12 protein-coding genes are annotated in these 13,999 nt (G+C 51.8%); 3 read left to right on the forward strand and 9 right to left on the reverse strand.

Annotated elements, in window-relative coordinates; all coding sequences use genetic code 11:
* Positions 1-11 precede the first annotated feature (11 nt).
* Genes BFC17_RS21235 through BFC17_RS21245 form a run of 3 tightly spaced genes read right to left on the reverse strand, consistent with a single transcriptional unit; the run spans position 12 to position 5,642 of the window.
* Positions 12-1,457: a TolC family protein gene (locus BFC17_RS21235; protein WP_070178535.1), complete on the reverse strand. Its 1,446-nt coding sequence runs from the start codon at positions 1,455-1,457 to the stop codon at positions 12-14.
* Positions 1,450-4,527 carry an efflux RND transporter permease subunit gene (locus BFC17_RS21240; RefSeq protein ID WP_070178536.1) on the reverse strand — a complete coding sequence of 1,026 codons (3,078 nt, stop codon included), beginning with the start codon at positions 4,525-4,527 and terminating at the stop codon, positions 1,450-1,452. The genes BFC17_RS21235 and BFC17_RS21240 overlap by 8 nt, the downstream gene beginning before the upstream one ends.
* Positions 4,527-5,642, reverse strand: a complete 1,116-nt coding sequence (locus tag BFC17_RS21245; protein WP_070178537.1) for an efflux RND transporter periplasmic adaptor subunit — start codon at positions 5,640-5,642, stop codon at positions 4,527-4,529. Before BFC17_RS21245 ends, BFC17_RS21240 begins: the two co-directional genes overlap by 1 nt.
* A gap of 224 nt (positions 5,643-5,866) precedes the next feature.
* On the opposite strand from BFC17_RS21245, the gene soxR reads away from it, so the two are divergent.
* Positions 5,867-6,310 (forward strand): redox-sensitive transcriptional activator SoxR, encoded by a 444-nt coding sequence (soxR, locus tag BFC17_RS21250; RefSeq protein ID WP_070178538.1) that lies wholly within the window; start codon positions 5,867-5,869, stop codon positions 6,308-6,310.
* Positions 6,311-6,338: 28 nt separating this feature from the next.
* On the opposite strand, the gene BFC17_RS21255 is transcribed toward soxR, so the two are convergent.
* Both BFC17_RS21255 and BFC17_RS21260 read right to left on the reverse strand, forming a co-directional pair.
* Positions 6,339-6,707, reverse strand: coding sequence for an MmcQ/YjbR family DNA-binding protein (locus tag BFC17_RS21255; protein WP_070178539.1), 369 nt, complete (start codon positions 6,705-6,707; stop codon positions 6,339-6,341).
* Between the two features lie 140 nt (positions 6,708-6,847).
* A complete protein-coding gene (locus tag BFC17_RS21260; protein ID WP_217494049.1) occupies positions 6,848-8,059 on the reverse strand; it encodes an FAD-dependent oxidoreductase in 1,212 nt (403 codons plus the stop codon).
* Positions 8,060-8,205: 146 nt separating this feature from the next.
* Here BFC17_RS21260 and BFC17_RS21265 point away from each other — a divergent pair, with 146 nt between their 5' ends.
* Both BFC17_RS21265 and BFC17_RS21270 read left to right on the forward strand, forming a co-directional pair.
* On the forward strand, positions 8,206-9,159 hold the full coding sequence (locus BFC17_RS21265; protein WP_070178541.1) for a helix-turn-helix domain-containing protein: 954 nt from the start codon (positions 8,206-8,208) through the stop codon (positions 9,157-9,159).
* A gap of 71 nt (positions 9,160-9,230) precedes the next feature.
* Positions 9,231-9,947 carry a FadR/GntR family transcriptional regulator gene (locus tag BFC17_RS21270; protein ID WP_070178542.1) on the forward strand — a complete coding sequence of 239 codons (717 nt, stop codon included), beginning with the start codon at positions 9,231-9,233 and terminating at the stop codon, positions 9,945-9,947.
* Between the two features lie 7 nt (positions 9,948-9,954).
* On the opposite strand, the gene BFC17_RS21275 is transcribed toward BFC17_RS21270, so the two are convergent.
* From BFC17_RS21275 to BFC17_RS21290, 4 genes are read right to left on the reverse strand one after another with little or no spacing between them, the layout of a single operon-like run.
* The gene (locus BFC17_RS21275) at positions 9,955-10,935 is read right to left on the reverse strand and encodes an HlyD family secretion protein (RefSeq protein WP_217494050.1); all 981 of its coding nucleotides are present in this window, start codon (positions 10,933-10,935) and stop codon (positions 9,955-9,957) included.
* 24 nt (positions 10,936-10,959) lie between these two features.
* Complete coding sequence (locus tag BFC17_RS21280; RefSeq protein ID WP_070178544.1) at positions 10,960-11,160, reverse strand: DUF1656 domain-containing protein; 201 nt, start codon at positions 11,158-11,160, stop codon at positions 10,960-10,962.
* Positions 11,151-13,238, reverse strand: coding sequence for an FUSC family protein (locus BFC17_RS21285; RefSeq protein WP_070178545.1), 2,088 nt, complete (start codon positions 13,236-13,238; stop codon positions 11,151-11,153). The genes BFC17_RS21280 and BFC17_RS21285 overlap by 10 nt, the downstream gene beginning before the upstream one ends.
* The gene (locus tag BFC17_RS21290) at positions 13,235-13,732 is read right to left on the reverse strand and encodes a MarR family winged helix-turn-helix transcriptional regulator (RefSeq protein WP_070178546.1); all 498 of its coding nucleotides are present in this window, start codon (positions 13,730-13,732) and stop codon (positions 13,235-13,237) included. Before BFC17_RS21290 ends, BFC17_RS21285 begins: the two co-directional genes overlap by 4 nt.
* Between the last annotated feature and the right edge of the window lie 267 nt (positions 13,733-13,999).

The raw sequence follows: 13,999 nt of genomic DNA on the forward strand, positions 1-13,999 counted from the left end.
GATCTCCTCGCTCAACGTGAGCTTGTTAATGAGAGGGTTGATTCGTTTTGCGGCGTGTTGTCTTGTTCCCAGCCGCCGCCCAGCGCTTTAAACAAGGTCACGCGCTGTGCGGTAAGTTGTTGTAACGAGGCGGCATGGCTGGCCCGGGCTGTGAGCCAGTCCTGCTGCGCGGTCAGTACATCAAGGTAAGAACTGGCCCCCGCCTGATAACGGGTCTGCGTCATATCAAATGCCCGTTCATAGGCCGCCATGGCGCTTTGCAAAGCGGCTTCGCGCTGTCGTTGCGCCACCACGTTTTGCAGCGCCTGTTCAACTTCGCTTAATGCATTGAGCACCGCGCCTTCTAATTGCGCAAAGACCATTTCCTGCTGCGCTTCGGCCTGGCGAATGCGCGCTCTGGTTTGCTGCTGATTGGGGAAACGCCAGGAAATCAGCGGCCCCAGCGAAAAGGAAAAGGCGTCGCTGGTACTGATGGCTTCACTGTTAAAATAATTAAGCCCTGCACCCAGTGAAATTTGCGGATACATGTCAGCAATAGCAATATCCATTCTGGCGGCTTCTGCTTTAAGCTGCATTTCGGCCTGCCGTAGGTCCGGGCGGCGGCGTAACATGCTCTGTGCATCGCCTACCGGTAACACAGCACTCATTTGCGGCGGCGCTTCACACTCACTGGCGGCAGCCGGGATATTATCAGGCGTGCGGCCCATGAGCGCAGCGAGCTGGATTAGCGCATTGCGGTGCTGCGCGGTAAGCAACGGAATATCAGCCCGGGCGCTGGCAACCACGCCTTTAGCCCGTTCAATATCTGCCTGCACGGCGCTGCCGGCCTGTTCCATGGCGGCAACCAGCCACAATTGCTCCTGACTGGCTGCCAGTGACTGCTCTGCTACCGTCAGCGAAAAGGCATAAGAGCAGGCATTTAAATAAGCCCGGGTGGTTTCTGCTGCAACGGTAATACGCACACTGTCGCGCGCCGCCTGCACGGTGGCCACATCGGCATTAGCGGCATTGATAGCAGCGCTGACCCGACCAAATAAGTCCGCCTCCCACGACACCGAGAATGTGCCGTACTGGGTCAGTTGGGTGTCACCAATACTCATGCCGGTGGCCGGAATGCCATCGCCATAAGACACTCCGCCGTTGATATCCGTACCCGGTAACCGTCTGGCGTCGACTTCCTGTAACACGCTACGCGAGCGTTTCAGGTTAGCCTCGGCAGCACTTAAATCTTTGTTTGCTTGTAATGCTTCGCTCACTATCTGATTAAGCGCAGCATCGTTATACAGCTGCCACCAGTTACCCTGCGGCGCTGTATTGGTATCAAAATAGGCCTCCTCGGCGGATAACGCGGGAATGGCAGCGAATGCCTTTTCCCCATCCTGCCGGGTTACGTCCACGGCGCATCCGCTCAGCTGAACCAGCAGGCCGGCTATAACAATCTGACTTAACTTAAACATTGTGCGCTGCCTCCGTAACCGCTACTTCATCCTGGGTAGTGTTATGCTGACGGTGATCGCCAGCCAGCAACACATATAAGGTTGGTAGTACAAACAAGGTAAAGAACGTGCCCACCAGCATGCCCATTACCACTACAATACCCAGAGCGAAGCGGCTGGACGCCCCTGCGCCAACGGCAAATAGCAGTGGAATAAGCCCGGCCACCATGGCCGCGGTCGTCATTAATACCGGGCGCATTCTCACCGCGGCAGAACGGCGGATTGCCTCCAGCTTGCTTAGCCCTTCGTCACGCTGAATATCATTGGCAAAGGAGACCATCAGAATACCGTGCTTGGAGATCAGGCCAATCAGAGTCACCAGGCCAATCTGAGTGTAGATATTTAACGTGGTGTAGCCCAGATACAGCGGCACCAGCGCACCACACACCGCCAGTGGCACAGTGATCAGAATCACCAGTGGGTCGCGGAAGCTCTCAAACTGCGCGGCCAGCACCAGAAAGATAACGATCATGGCAAAAGCAAATGAGGTAGTCAGTCGGTTGCCCTCTTTAACAAACTGACGGCTGTTAGACAGCCAATCCACCGACATGTTGTCTGGTAATGGCTGAGACTGCATAAAGTCGACCGCCTGCCCCATGGTGACACCCGGCAGCAACACACCTGAGATCGTAGCCGAGTTCATCTGATTAAACTGGGGTAACAGGTTAGCTTGCTGACGTTTTTGTACGTTCACTACGGTTGCCAGTGACACCAGCTCACCACCGGCCGTACGGACATAATAACCGGTCAGATCTGACTCGGTCAGGCGCTGGCCATCATTGGCCTGGGTTATAACGTCATAGGAGCGATCAAACCAGTTAAACCGGCTAATGTAGTTTTCGCCCACCAGCACGGCCAGCGTATCGGCAATAGCGCCCATGCTAACGCCCAGCTCACCGGCTTTTTCGCGGTCGACTGTCAGGTGTACTTCCGGGCTGTCAAAAGCTAGGTCGCTGTCGACAAAGGCGAACAAACCACTGCCCCAGGCTGCGCCTTTAAGCTGTTGTAAGGTACCGAATATCGCATCGAAGGACTCCGGCGACCGGATCACCATCTGAAACGGTAATCCGCCGGAGCTGGCCGGTAACGGACTATCCTGAAATACGGTGGAATAGACCCCGGTGATCCCGGCTGTTTTTGCCATCAGCTCGCCCTGAATGTCGTTTACGCTGCGATCGCGCTCCTGCCATTCGGTGAGGATCATGCCGCCAAAACCAACGTTTGCGGTGTTCTCCAGACCAACGGTAAAAAAGCTACCGGCAAATTCAGGAATGGTCTGAAACAGCGCGTCGACCTGTTCTGAATAACGCTTGGTGTAATCGACACTGGCGTATTGTGGCGCTTTGGTTTGCACAAACACATAGCCCATGTCTTCCTGCGGCGCTAACTCACGCTGCGCACTAGTGAAGAACACCACAATGGTCCCCAGAATAGCCACACCCACCATTAATACCGCGCCCCGCGCGGCCAGGGTTTTATCCAGCATGGCACTGTAGCGCCGGGTAAAACCGGTCATCACCGCTTCTACGGCTTTCGCCAGCTTAGACTCACCCTGCTTTTCATCCAGTAAGCGGCTGCTCATCATGGGCGACAGGGTTAATGCCACAATACCCGATACGATCACCGAACCGGCCAGCGTAAAGGCAAATTCCTTGAACAGTGCGCCGGTTAATCCGCCCATCAAGCCAATCGGCGTGTACACCGCGGCCAGGGTAATGGTCATGGCAATTACCGGCCCGATAATTTCACGGGTACCAAGCAGCGCGGCTTTAATCGGATGCAGGCCTTCTTCGATGTGGCGGTGAATGTTTTCCACCACGACAATGGCATCGTCTACCACCAGCCCAATGGCCAGCACCATGGCCAGCAACGTCAGCAGGTTCAGTGAAAATCCCGCTGCCATCATCAGCGCCGCGGTACCCAGTAACGACAGTGGAATAGTTACCACCGGGATGATTACGGCACGAAACGAACCTAAGAATAAAAAGATCACTGCAACTACAATCAGTACGGCTTCAAGCAGGGTGGCTTTCACTTCCTCAATGGAAGCCTCAACAAAATGAGCCACATCAAAACGGTTGATTACCGTTAAACCGGGTGGCGCAATGTCCTGAATATCTTCCAGCAGTCCTTTTACATCAGCCACAATATTGAGTGGATTACCATCTGGCGTAGGTGTAATAGAGATGAACACCGCTGGCTGGCCCGACGCCATCGCCGCCGAATCATAATTCTGCCCGCCCAGTTCCACCGTTGCGATGTCTTTAAGTTTTACGCCGCCACGGGAACTCTCCTTAATCACAATATTACGAAAGGCATCCACATCGCGCAGATCGGTATTCGCGGTAATGTTGATTGCCGTACCACCGCCTTTGAGCTGGCCCGGTGCTGCCTGCACGTTATTTTGCTGTAAGCGGGCTGTAATATCCGACGCGGTTAAATTGCGGGCCGCCATTTTTAGCGGGTCAAGCCAGATCCGCATGGCCAGCGGCGCACCACCAGCGATATCTGCCGAGGCAACGCCCTCAACAGAGGTCATCAGAGGCTGGGCAACGCGTGTGGCAAAATCAACAATTTGTGATGGCGCCAGGGTGTCACTGACAAATGCCACATACTGGATAGCCGAAGCACCGTCGGTAATCTTATTGATTACCGGGTCGGTTACCCCTTCCGGCAATTTATATTTTACCGTTTGTACCTTGGCTAAAATCTCGGTCATGGCTTTATCGGCATCGGCATTTAACACCAGTTTCGCCGCCACCATACTGTGCCCCTGGGTGGACGTAGACTTGAGGTACTCAATGCCACTGGCAGTGGCAATAGCCTGCGCAATGGGTGTGGTAACAAAGCCTTGCATCATATCCTGGGTTGCCCCCGGTAACGACGTAGACACCGTAATGGTGGCGCTTTGCATTTGTGGATACTGGCGAATTTGCAGATTGTAGGTGGCACTGATGCCTATCAGCAAAATCAGCAGACTCACCACAATGGCCAGGGTTGGCCGCTTTATAAAAATGTCGGTGAATGCCATTACATTGCCCCCGTACTATCGGCACTGACACTCAGTGCAGCACCGGGCTGAATACGGTTCTGACCAGCCGTAACAACCACGTCGCCGCTGTGTAAACCGCTAACCACTTCTATCTGATTACCAAGCCGTTTACCCAGCGTCACGCCAACAAATTCGGCCTGCCCTTCTTTCGTTGGGTTATCTCCACGTACCAAGACTACGCTGCTACCCTGAGCGGATGTCAGCACTGCGGTGACCGGAATTAACAAGGCCTGTGAAGACTCAGCCACGGTTACCGATACATTTACATACATTGAAGGACGTAACAGTGCATCGGGGTTATCCAGTTTGGCCTGCACAATCACGTTGCGGGTAGCCGCGTCGATTTGTGGCTCGATGGTTTCGATGACGGCGTTGAAGGTCTTTTGCGGATAGGCATCGGTGGTCACGGAAACGGGCGCGCCCACTTTCAGTTTAGCCAGCTGTTGTTGCGGCACGGCAAAGTCAACATAGAGCTGATTCAGGTTGGTTAAGGTCACCACGTTATCGCCGGGATTAAGGTATTCCCCTTCGTTGATTTGACGAATACCCAGACGACCTGAGAAGGGCGCAATGATTTTCTTCAATTGCAGCTGCGCCTGAGCTTGCTCTACGGCAGCATCGGCGCGGTCGCTCTCGGCTTCCCGCTGAGTCAGCAACTCTTTTGATTCGGCTCCCAAGGGCGCTAATTTTTGCGTACGAGCCAATTGTGCATCCGCCAGCTTTTTATCGGCTTTTGCCGCATTTAAATTGGCCAGCTCGGTTTGCTGATAAAGCTGTACCAGTAATTTACCGGCGCTGACGTTATCCCCCGAGGCAAAATTGATTGAGGTAACCCGCCCGGCGACCTCCGGTGCCAGCACCACTTCCTGTACTGCACTTAAGGTCCCCATGGCCGATTGGGTTTCGGCCAGCGTTTGCGCGGTAACTGCCAGGGCGGTTACCGGCACCGCATGCTGTGGCCAGCCCTGAGCCTGAGCGACAGTCTGGCTACGCCAGAAAAACAAGCCGCCCAGTATAACTGCCAGCGCGGCCAGGGTAATCAGGTAAGAACCGACCTTTACTGCACCGGCTTGTTTTGTGGTGAATGGATTCATCGCGCACCTCCCTGCTGAGCAAAGGCACGCTGAATGGGGAATTCTGACTCCCAGACGAGTGCACCCATAGTGCGACTCAACATCATCTGACGGAAAGTGTGGTTCATGTCGGCTCCTGAATTACAGTGACTAAATACTTTGCTTGTGACAACAAGCCGACACGAATACTAAAACCTCATGTATACTTGAGGTCAATAGCTTATTTTTATCTTCCGGAGATTTTTATGGATAGTACGCTGAGTGTGGGAGAAGTTGCCAAACGCAGTGGCATCGCCGTATCAACCTTGCACTATTACGAGGAAAAAGGGCTCATTAAAAGTATGCGAACCAGCGGTAATCAGCGCCGCTACCACCGCAGTATACTGCGCCGGGTGGCCATTATTCGCATCGCCAAACAGGCTGGCATTTCACTGCAACTTATCAAAGCGCATCTGGAAAAATTCCCTACCAAAGAGGTGTCGCCGGCCGACTGGCAACAAATGAGTTCAGACTGGCGGGCCATGCTTGATGAGCGCATTACCAACCTGACCCAACTGCGGGATAAGCTGGATAGCTGTATTGGCTGTGGCTGCTTGTCTTTGCGGGATTGCCCGCTGCGAAACCCCGACGATAAGCTGGGCGAAACCGGTGCCGGTGCCCGTATTCTGGAACTGGAGAAAAAGCTTTAGGCTGGCGGGTTAACGGCGGCGTTGGTATTCAGGCCAAATCCGCTAAGCCAAGTTCGGCCCTTTTACGCTTACTCAAGCCCAGGGCAACAATTCGATAGGACTCGCTGAGATAGTATTTTAGGTCGTCATCGAGATGGCCGGCAGTATCCACCTGCTGGATCCACTTCATGCCGCGACTGGCCAGATAAGGCGCCGGAATATAGCCGTCGGCCTGGCACAAAAACTCAAAATTAAGCGGTGAGGTTTTAAAGGTGTAAGCAGGTGTGCCCTGCTTACTGGTACTGCCCAGCGCAAACACTTTGCCGCCCACTTTCCACACTTCAGAATTGCCCCACTGGACAACGTGACTGGTGGCTTTAAAGCTGCGGCAAAAGGCATTAAATGAAGTGTGATCCACAACCAATCCTGATAGTTAACTGGCAAACCTGAATTGTTCAGTTTAAGTTATCTTGCAGGGATTCTGAAATAGCTTTTCGGCAAACAAAAAGGGCCTGCCACACGGCAAGCCCCTCAATACAAACACCAGTACTAAACGAGTTAAACGTGAAGATCCTTAAGTGAAAGACACATGATCTCCTGGGTCTCAAGGTAATCCTTCTTAATCATTTTTTGCAGAATCGATGTGTTATCAAACACAAAGTCACGCAGCTTTGCCATAGGCGCAGACTGCTGATGAAACACATTACCCAACTTTCTGGCGAACTCTACATTGTGGTTAACATAAGCCACACGGTCTTTTTCATACTGATCAAAGCCCATTTGCAGTTCGGCCTGATTTGCCAGGTCCCTGCCGTCCATAAATTTAGCCAGCTGATAACCGTCTTCTATCGCCATGCCCATGCCGTAGGCAGCATAGGGGGAAACCGGATGTACCGCGTCGCCCAAACACACCACGCGCCCGGTAGACCAGCTATCAAGCGAAGGCCGGTTGTACACATCCCAGCAAAATATCTGCGAATCAAAATCCGTAGCCGCAGGAAATCTCGGTAGTGGATCGGCAAATTTGTCCAGAATACCCTGCACATGTTCACGCACGTTATCCGGCTGCGGCGCATGCTCTTTTACCGGCTCAACAATCCACCACTCATATCCGGGCTTGCCATCGTGCAGCATGGGAAAGTAGCTTGCCTGATATTTATTGGAGTGAGAAATAACGCCAAAATTAGGCGGGATCCCATCGATAGGATCGCACCACGCCAGCCACACCCGCAGGCCCACATGAAATAGTCCCGGATCGCCAAACGCCTGCGCCGACACTTTAGAATTGATGCCGTCGGCACCAATAAGCAAATCGGCTTCTACCGGCTCACCTTTGTCAAAATGCACCGTTACGCCATCGCTGGTTTCTTCATAATGAGAAAATCCGCGATCACCTTCTATAATGCCATCCGGCATAATATCGAGCATTTTACCGAAGGCGCTTTTTCGCAACACGCCATAGTGCCAGCCCTTGATATTAAAAAGCTTCTCAATATTAGGATTAAACGGCAGACTGGCCCGGCATTTACCCTTATTGTTATGAAACTCAACCTTAGTGTAACTGCCAAAATTATCCAGCGAAATACCATACTCCCGCAGTACGGCAAGCACCGGAACACTTAATAAAACTGCCCCGCCCAGCGCTTTGGGTTCTGCACGCTTTTCAAACACTTTTACATCAAAGCCGCGCTGAATAAATGCCAACGCAGCCGAGATACCGCCCGGGCCTGCGCCCACGATTGCGACTCGTTTACCTTTTTGCCATGCCATGCTGATCACCTTTTTATTATTGAGTACGCACAGCATACGGGCTCTTCAATAAGACTAGTTATCCGCAAAACTATTAAAAAGCGGAATAATAATCTAATATTTAAACTTATTTTAACAATAGTTAAATATTTAGGGCGTTTTTATTAATGGATCTGTTTAGTCACTACCTTTCGGCTGTCAGCGTTGATGCCGCCACCATCTCAAAATGGCAGGTTCATTCGCCCTGGGGCGTCAACGTGGATGACTTTGCGCCGGGCTATTTTTTAACGCTGCTGGATGGCCCGCCCATACACCTCAATATTAACAACCAGCAGATAGTGCTTAACCAGGGCGATGCTTTACTGGCTCCGCGCGGAGGAAAATGTCAGATTTGTTCTGTCGGGGCCAGCAACTTTGCCCCCATCGAGGCGCTGGAATGGCAGGGGCAGGACAGTGACCAGTATGATATTCATGCCCATCTGGGTCAGGCTATGACCGTAACCGTGGGTAGTCGCGGCAGACCCAGCATTCTCGCTGGTGTGGCCTTCGAACTGGAATTAACCCATGCCTCGTTAATCGCCGAATGTTTACCGCCTTACATACCAATACGAGCCCAGCAGAGCCTGCTGTTACAACAGTTCCAGCCGTTGATTTCGCATATTTTTACCGACAAAGCACCCGGTTATTTTGCCGTTGCGACGCAACTGGCAGAACTCATTATTATCAGTGCATTACGCACGTTTATCACCAACCAGGATGAGTTTCCGACGGGGGCCCTGAAAGCCCTGACTGACCGCCAGTTACGCAAAGCATTACAGGAAATCCACGACAGCTACCAGCATGATCTCCCGGTTGACTATCTGGCTCAGGTCGCCAACATGTCACGCAGTAACTTTATGGCGCGCTTTAAGCGTTTGGTGGGCGTATCCCCCATGGCTTATCTTAACCGTCACCGAATCAATCAGGCCCAGGCATTACTGAGCAAAACCCAGCTACCGATTGCCGAAATCGCCGAGCAGGTAGGGTTTCACTCTGATCGCGCTTTTCGTCAGGCATTTAAACTACAAACCGGCATTGCTCCGCGGCAATACCGGGAGCAGTCGCAATCCCTAAGCGCTTGACTATTCGGTGGTTGGCGATATTCTCGAAGGTCGTTTGAAAACACAAAAACAAAGGTCTGTCTGTAGCCGTTATGAAAGTGGATGCCGTAAAAGTTCGTCGCCTGTACCTTGAGGTTGCTACCCAGATTGAGCAACAGATCCGTGACGGACACATTAAACCCGGCGATCGCCTGCCCTCTGAGCGCGACCTTGCCGCCAGCTTTGAAGTGAGCCGGCCAACCATCCGCGAAGCCATGATTGCGCTTGAGATAGCAGGCTTAGTTGAAATTAAGACGGGTTCTGGCATTTATGCGCTGGCCCAGTCGGATGCGCTTTCCCCCGGCACTCTTGATGATGTGCCCGGCCCTTTTGAAGTACTTGAGGCCAGACTTTTAATCGAACCCGAGGCAGCCAGTCTGGCGGCAGCCCGAATCAATAAAGAGCAGCTTAAAATAGTTGAACAGGCGGTCAGGGTGATGGGCGCGGCAGACTCCACAGAGCTGGAGAAAGAAAAAGCCGACGAACTGTTTCATGTCACCATTGCCCAGGCCACCAATAACAGCGCCCTGGCTTCCACCATTAAGTGGCTGTGGGAATTACGCAATCAGTCTGTACTCAGTTCGACCTTTCACAAACGCGTGCGAGAGCTGGGTGTTCATCCCTATGTTGATGAACACCGCAAGATATTAAATGCATTAAAAGTCCGCGATCCTCAGCGCGCAAAAAACGCCATGCACACGCATATTTCCAATGCCATCGATCAGGATATGTCGGTCCTCGAACTTAACGACAGCGAAGACCTGGACTAACGCACGGTTAAGCGCCATTACCCATAATGGTTACGGTTGCAGTCATACCCGACACCAGCGTGTAATCTGCTGGTAATACCGAGGTATCCAGATGAATTCTCACCGGTACCCGCTGCGCTAAACGCACCCAGCTGAAAGTTGGCGTAATATCACTTAACATATCACTACTGGTTGCCGCCGCGTTATCGGCGATACCACGGGCAATACTATCTACCCGTCCGGGGATTTTAATATCACCGGCCATCAGAATAACCTCGGCTTTATCGCCCACATGAATCGATGGTAATTTGGTTTCTTCAAAATAGCCGTATACCCACATGCCCTCACGTTTTACCAGTGCCAGACTGGCAACGCCGGCGGTGACGTAGTCACCTTGTTTAACATTCAGATTGGTCACAATACCATCTGCCGCCGCGCGGACTTCGGTGCGGGCATAATCAAGCTCTGCCAGAGCCAGTTGATTCTCTATTTGTTTTACTTCCGCTTCGGCGCGCAAGGTATTGGCGATTGCCAGATTCGCTTCGGCCTGCGCCTGTTGCAGTTGCGCAAAGGCTTCGTCGGCCGACGCTTTGCTGTCGTGAATTTCCTCACTGGAAACCGCTTTGTTTAATCTTGCCCGACGCTCAGCGCGCTCCTGGAGATTGTCGTAATAGGTCTGGCTGGCAGTCACAGCTGACTCCGCGATGGCCTCGCTGGCTTTAGAGGCATTTACCGCCGCGCGCGCCTTTGCGAGATCGGCTTTAGCAGCCAACACACGCTGTTCGTAACGGGCAGGATCGATCACGAATAATAAATCGCCTTGTTTAACCACCTGATTATCTTTAACTGCAACCTGGGTAACCAGCCCCGATACATCCCCGGCCACTTTTACAATATCAGCCCGTACCCGGCCATCACGGGTCCAGGGCTGAGTGGTAAAGTGCAGCCAGGCGTTGTAGGCAGCATATCCGGCAGCAATGACCATGAGTAATGTTAAAAGAACGCGCATTGATAAAACCTGTTTCATAACTACTTAACCTAAAAAAACGATAATGCCCAGGGCATACAAACTAATAACTAACGCCATCCGAAATAACGACGGGTGCCACAGCCAGCGATATAACCCGGTGACAACCAGGATTCGGTCCAACACTACGTAAACGGGGATCAGGGCGAGTAGCAATAACGTCGCCCCGGGCAAATAAACGCCGGCCAAAGAAAATGCTAAAGGCATTGGGTGACTCCTTGATAAGAATGCTCTTCTGCGTAAAGCGGTTCCTTAACCGCGGCTGACAGTAAGTAAAGATGCTCGCGAATCCCGTTGCCTGCGGTGGAATCCGGCAGACTGTTCAGCGTATCCGTAATCATCAGCTGCAAGGCAACCAGCTCACTTTGTGAGTACTTACTTTTCTTATGTAGCCTTTTGATAAAGGATAGAATCTGTTTAACCTGGTCCCGATGGGAAGCCGTAAAGCTCGCTAACCGCAGATCTTCCCGCAGTGCTAATACCACATAGCACAGCTCGTTAGTCAGCAACGCCGAGGCTAAAAAGCGATCAAGCGCCTCAGGCTGCTGAGCAAAATTCTGTGTCATTTGCACCGTGATATCGCGATTCCGGCTCTGTAAGCGCTGACTCAGGCTCGTCTCAGCTTCGCGGGTTGCCATCACCACACTGTCTGCGAGCATTGCCTGATAACGGTTAAACTGAGCGGCGGTACCAGAGACTTTTGGCATCAGCAAAAAGCCACTCAAAGCCGAAATTACCCCAACGATAGACGCCATCATTTCGTTAAAAAAGCGGGTGTAATCCAAACTCACCACCGGGCCAATATTCAATACCACCAAAAACCCCATTAACGTGGGAATAGCCAGCCCTATGCCGCCAGGAATAGTGGCAATATAAAACATCACCATTAAGAAAGGCGCGGTACCAATCACGAACATGGGATAGGTAGTAAAAGTGGGTAATAAAATAAAACAGATTAAGCCAATAAACGGGGCTGTGCTGTGGCCGAGAACCGCCACTTTAATGGCCGCTAAAGGGTTTGGCAGCGGCGCCATCATCATACTTAAAGCCACAACGATGAAGACGGCGGTTGCGCCCGACTGCCAATGACTGTTAACCCACAACAAACCCACTGCGGCGGTAATAATAAATGTCCGCGCAAAGGTGAGCAGAGAGACGGCCGGGTCAAATACCCGGGAAAATTCGACTTTATTCAGTTTACCGATATCACTGTGGCGGCGTTCGCTGGCCACCAGCAACGACCGCAGGCATAAAGTCAGAGACTTAACCACCTTGCTTAGCAGAATTGCGCCGGTTTCAAACTGGGTCCGCGCCTGCCCTTCAAACTTGTTAAGCAAGGCATTCCGCAACTGTCCGCTTTGTTGAGACACATCATGCAAACGCGCTAACAATGCAGCTTTATCTTCGGTATCAGATAAAGTTGAGATGACTGGCTGTGCCAGTTCGGCCAACGCATCAACGCAGGCTGGCTGGTCTTCACTGATACGCTGTTTAAGGCGCTGCAAACTCTGCAGGTGCGTAATGGTTTCCAGGTAATAATAATTACTCAGCCGTAGCGGACGACTGAGACTGCTTAACCAGGGGCCTTCAAACACCGCGTTCGACAGTAGGTCTTCAAAATTAATCGCGTTTGCCGCAGTGTCCCGATGGATAGCCAGCGCATGTTTTGAATGGTCGCCTTCGGCCAAAGTGTGGCGCACCTCTGTAAGCAGATTATTCAGGTTGGCATGAACCTGTTTTTTTACCTGAGGACGAAGCTGACGAGGGAAGAATCCGTCAAATACCAGTGTGGTAACAGCCAGGCCCAGCAGCACTTCAAAGAACCGGTGGATCGCCACTTCAAAAATTGCATGCGGGTTGTTAAGCACCGGCAAGGTAATCATGGCCACGGTATACCCACCGAGTACAAAGGTGTAGCCGCGAAAGCCTTTAAACGACAGTGCCCCCGCTGCACAGAGACCACTCCAGAGGGCAATAGCGATGATTAACATTTCTGGCTGTTGTGGAAAAAACGCCACCAGGGTTACCGATGCGATGGTGCCGATAATGGTGCCCAGTATGCGGTAAAAGCTTTTAGCCATAACCATGCCGGACTGACTGTTCATAACCACTACCACGGTTAACATGGAGGTCATGGGCGATGGCAGTTCCAGCAACATGGCCAGGCCCGTCGCCAGATACAGCGACAGCATGGTTTTAAACACAAATAACCAGGGTTCCCGGTTGTCTTTAAATCCCTGCAAAACAGGCTGGATCACCTTTTGAATTGGGGTTGAAGTACTCACTCTACCTCTTTACTCACACTGGCCAGTAATAACTTTAATGACGTCTCGAGCGTGTCTCTTTGTGACTGTTCGACGCCGGCAAAAATGCTACGTAACTGGTTGGAAATATCGGGTAATAATTCCTTGAGCAACGCTCTGCCCTGCTCGTTAAGACTGAGCAACCACACCCGACGATCCTGGGCACTGATGCGGCGTTCGAGTAACCCTTTGGCAAATAACTGGTCGGTAACCCGGGTAATATTGGAAGGCTTTTCACCGGTCAGGGCCACCACTTCAGAGACAGTCAGACCATCTTCGGATCCTTCCAGCATGGTGAGTGTGTTGTATTCGGACAGAGACAAGCCGTATTTACGCAGTTGCTGGTGCGCATTGTCAGCCATGAGTTTATCCAGCATCCGGATCAAGCGAACCAACAGGGCTTCTGACAACGAATATTCAGGATGACGCTGACTAAAGGCGGTAAGCTGTTTTTCGATTTCGGCAAAAGACGTCATAGTTTAAATTACACCAATGTTTATTACATATTCATTTATTTCACTTATGTAATATTAAGCAGAAGCCACTTGGTTGTCTAGGCAACAAAGTGTATTGTGAGATAAGTGTCATATCAGTGAGAGCAATAACCGGGAATTTCGTACTTTAGGACCTATTTACCAGACATGCCTTCGGATAGGATGAAGAGAACAACAATGATCGCGACGTGCCTTTCGTGATTTCAATGCATCGGATGCCTGCATCACAACCTAAGACTAAAAGTGAGC

The organism is Marisediminitalea lipolytica (genome assembly GCF_001758465.1).
Taxonomy (GTDB): Bacteria; Pseudomonadota; Gammaproteobacteria; order Enterobacterales; family Alteromonadaceae; genus Alteromonas; species Alteromonas lipolytica.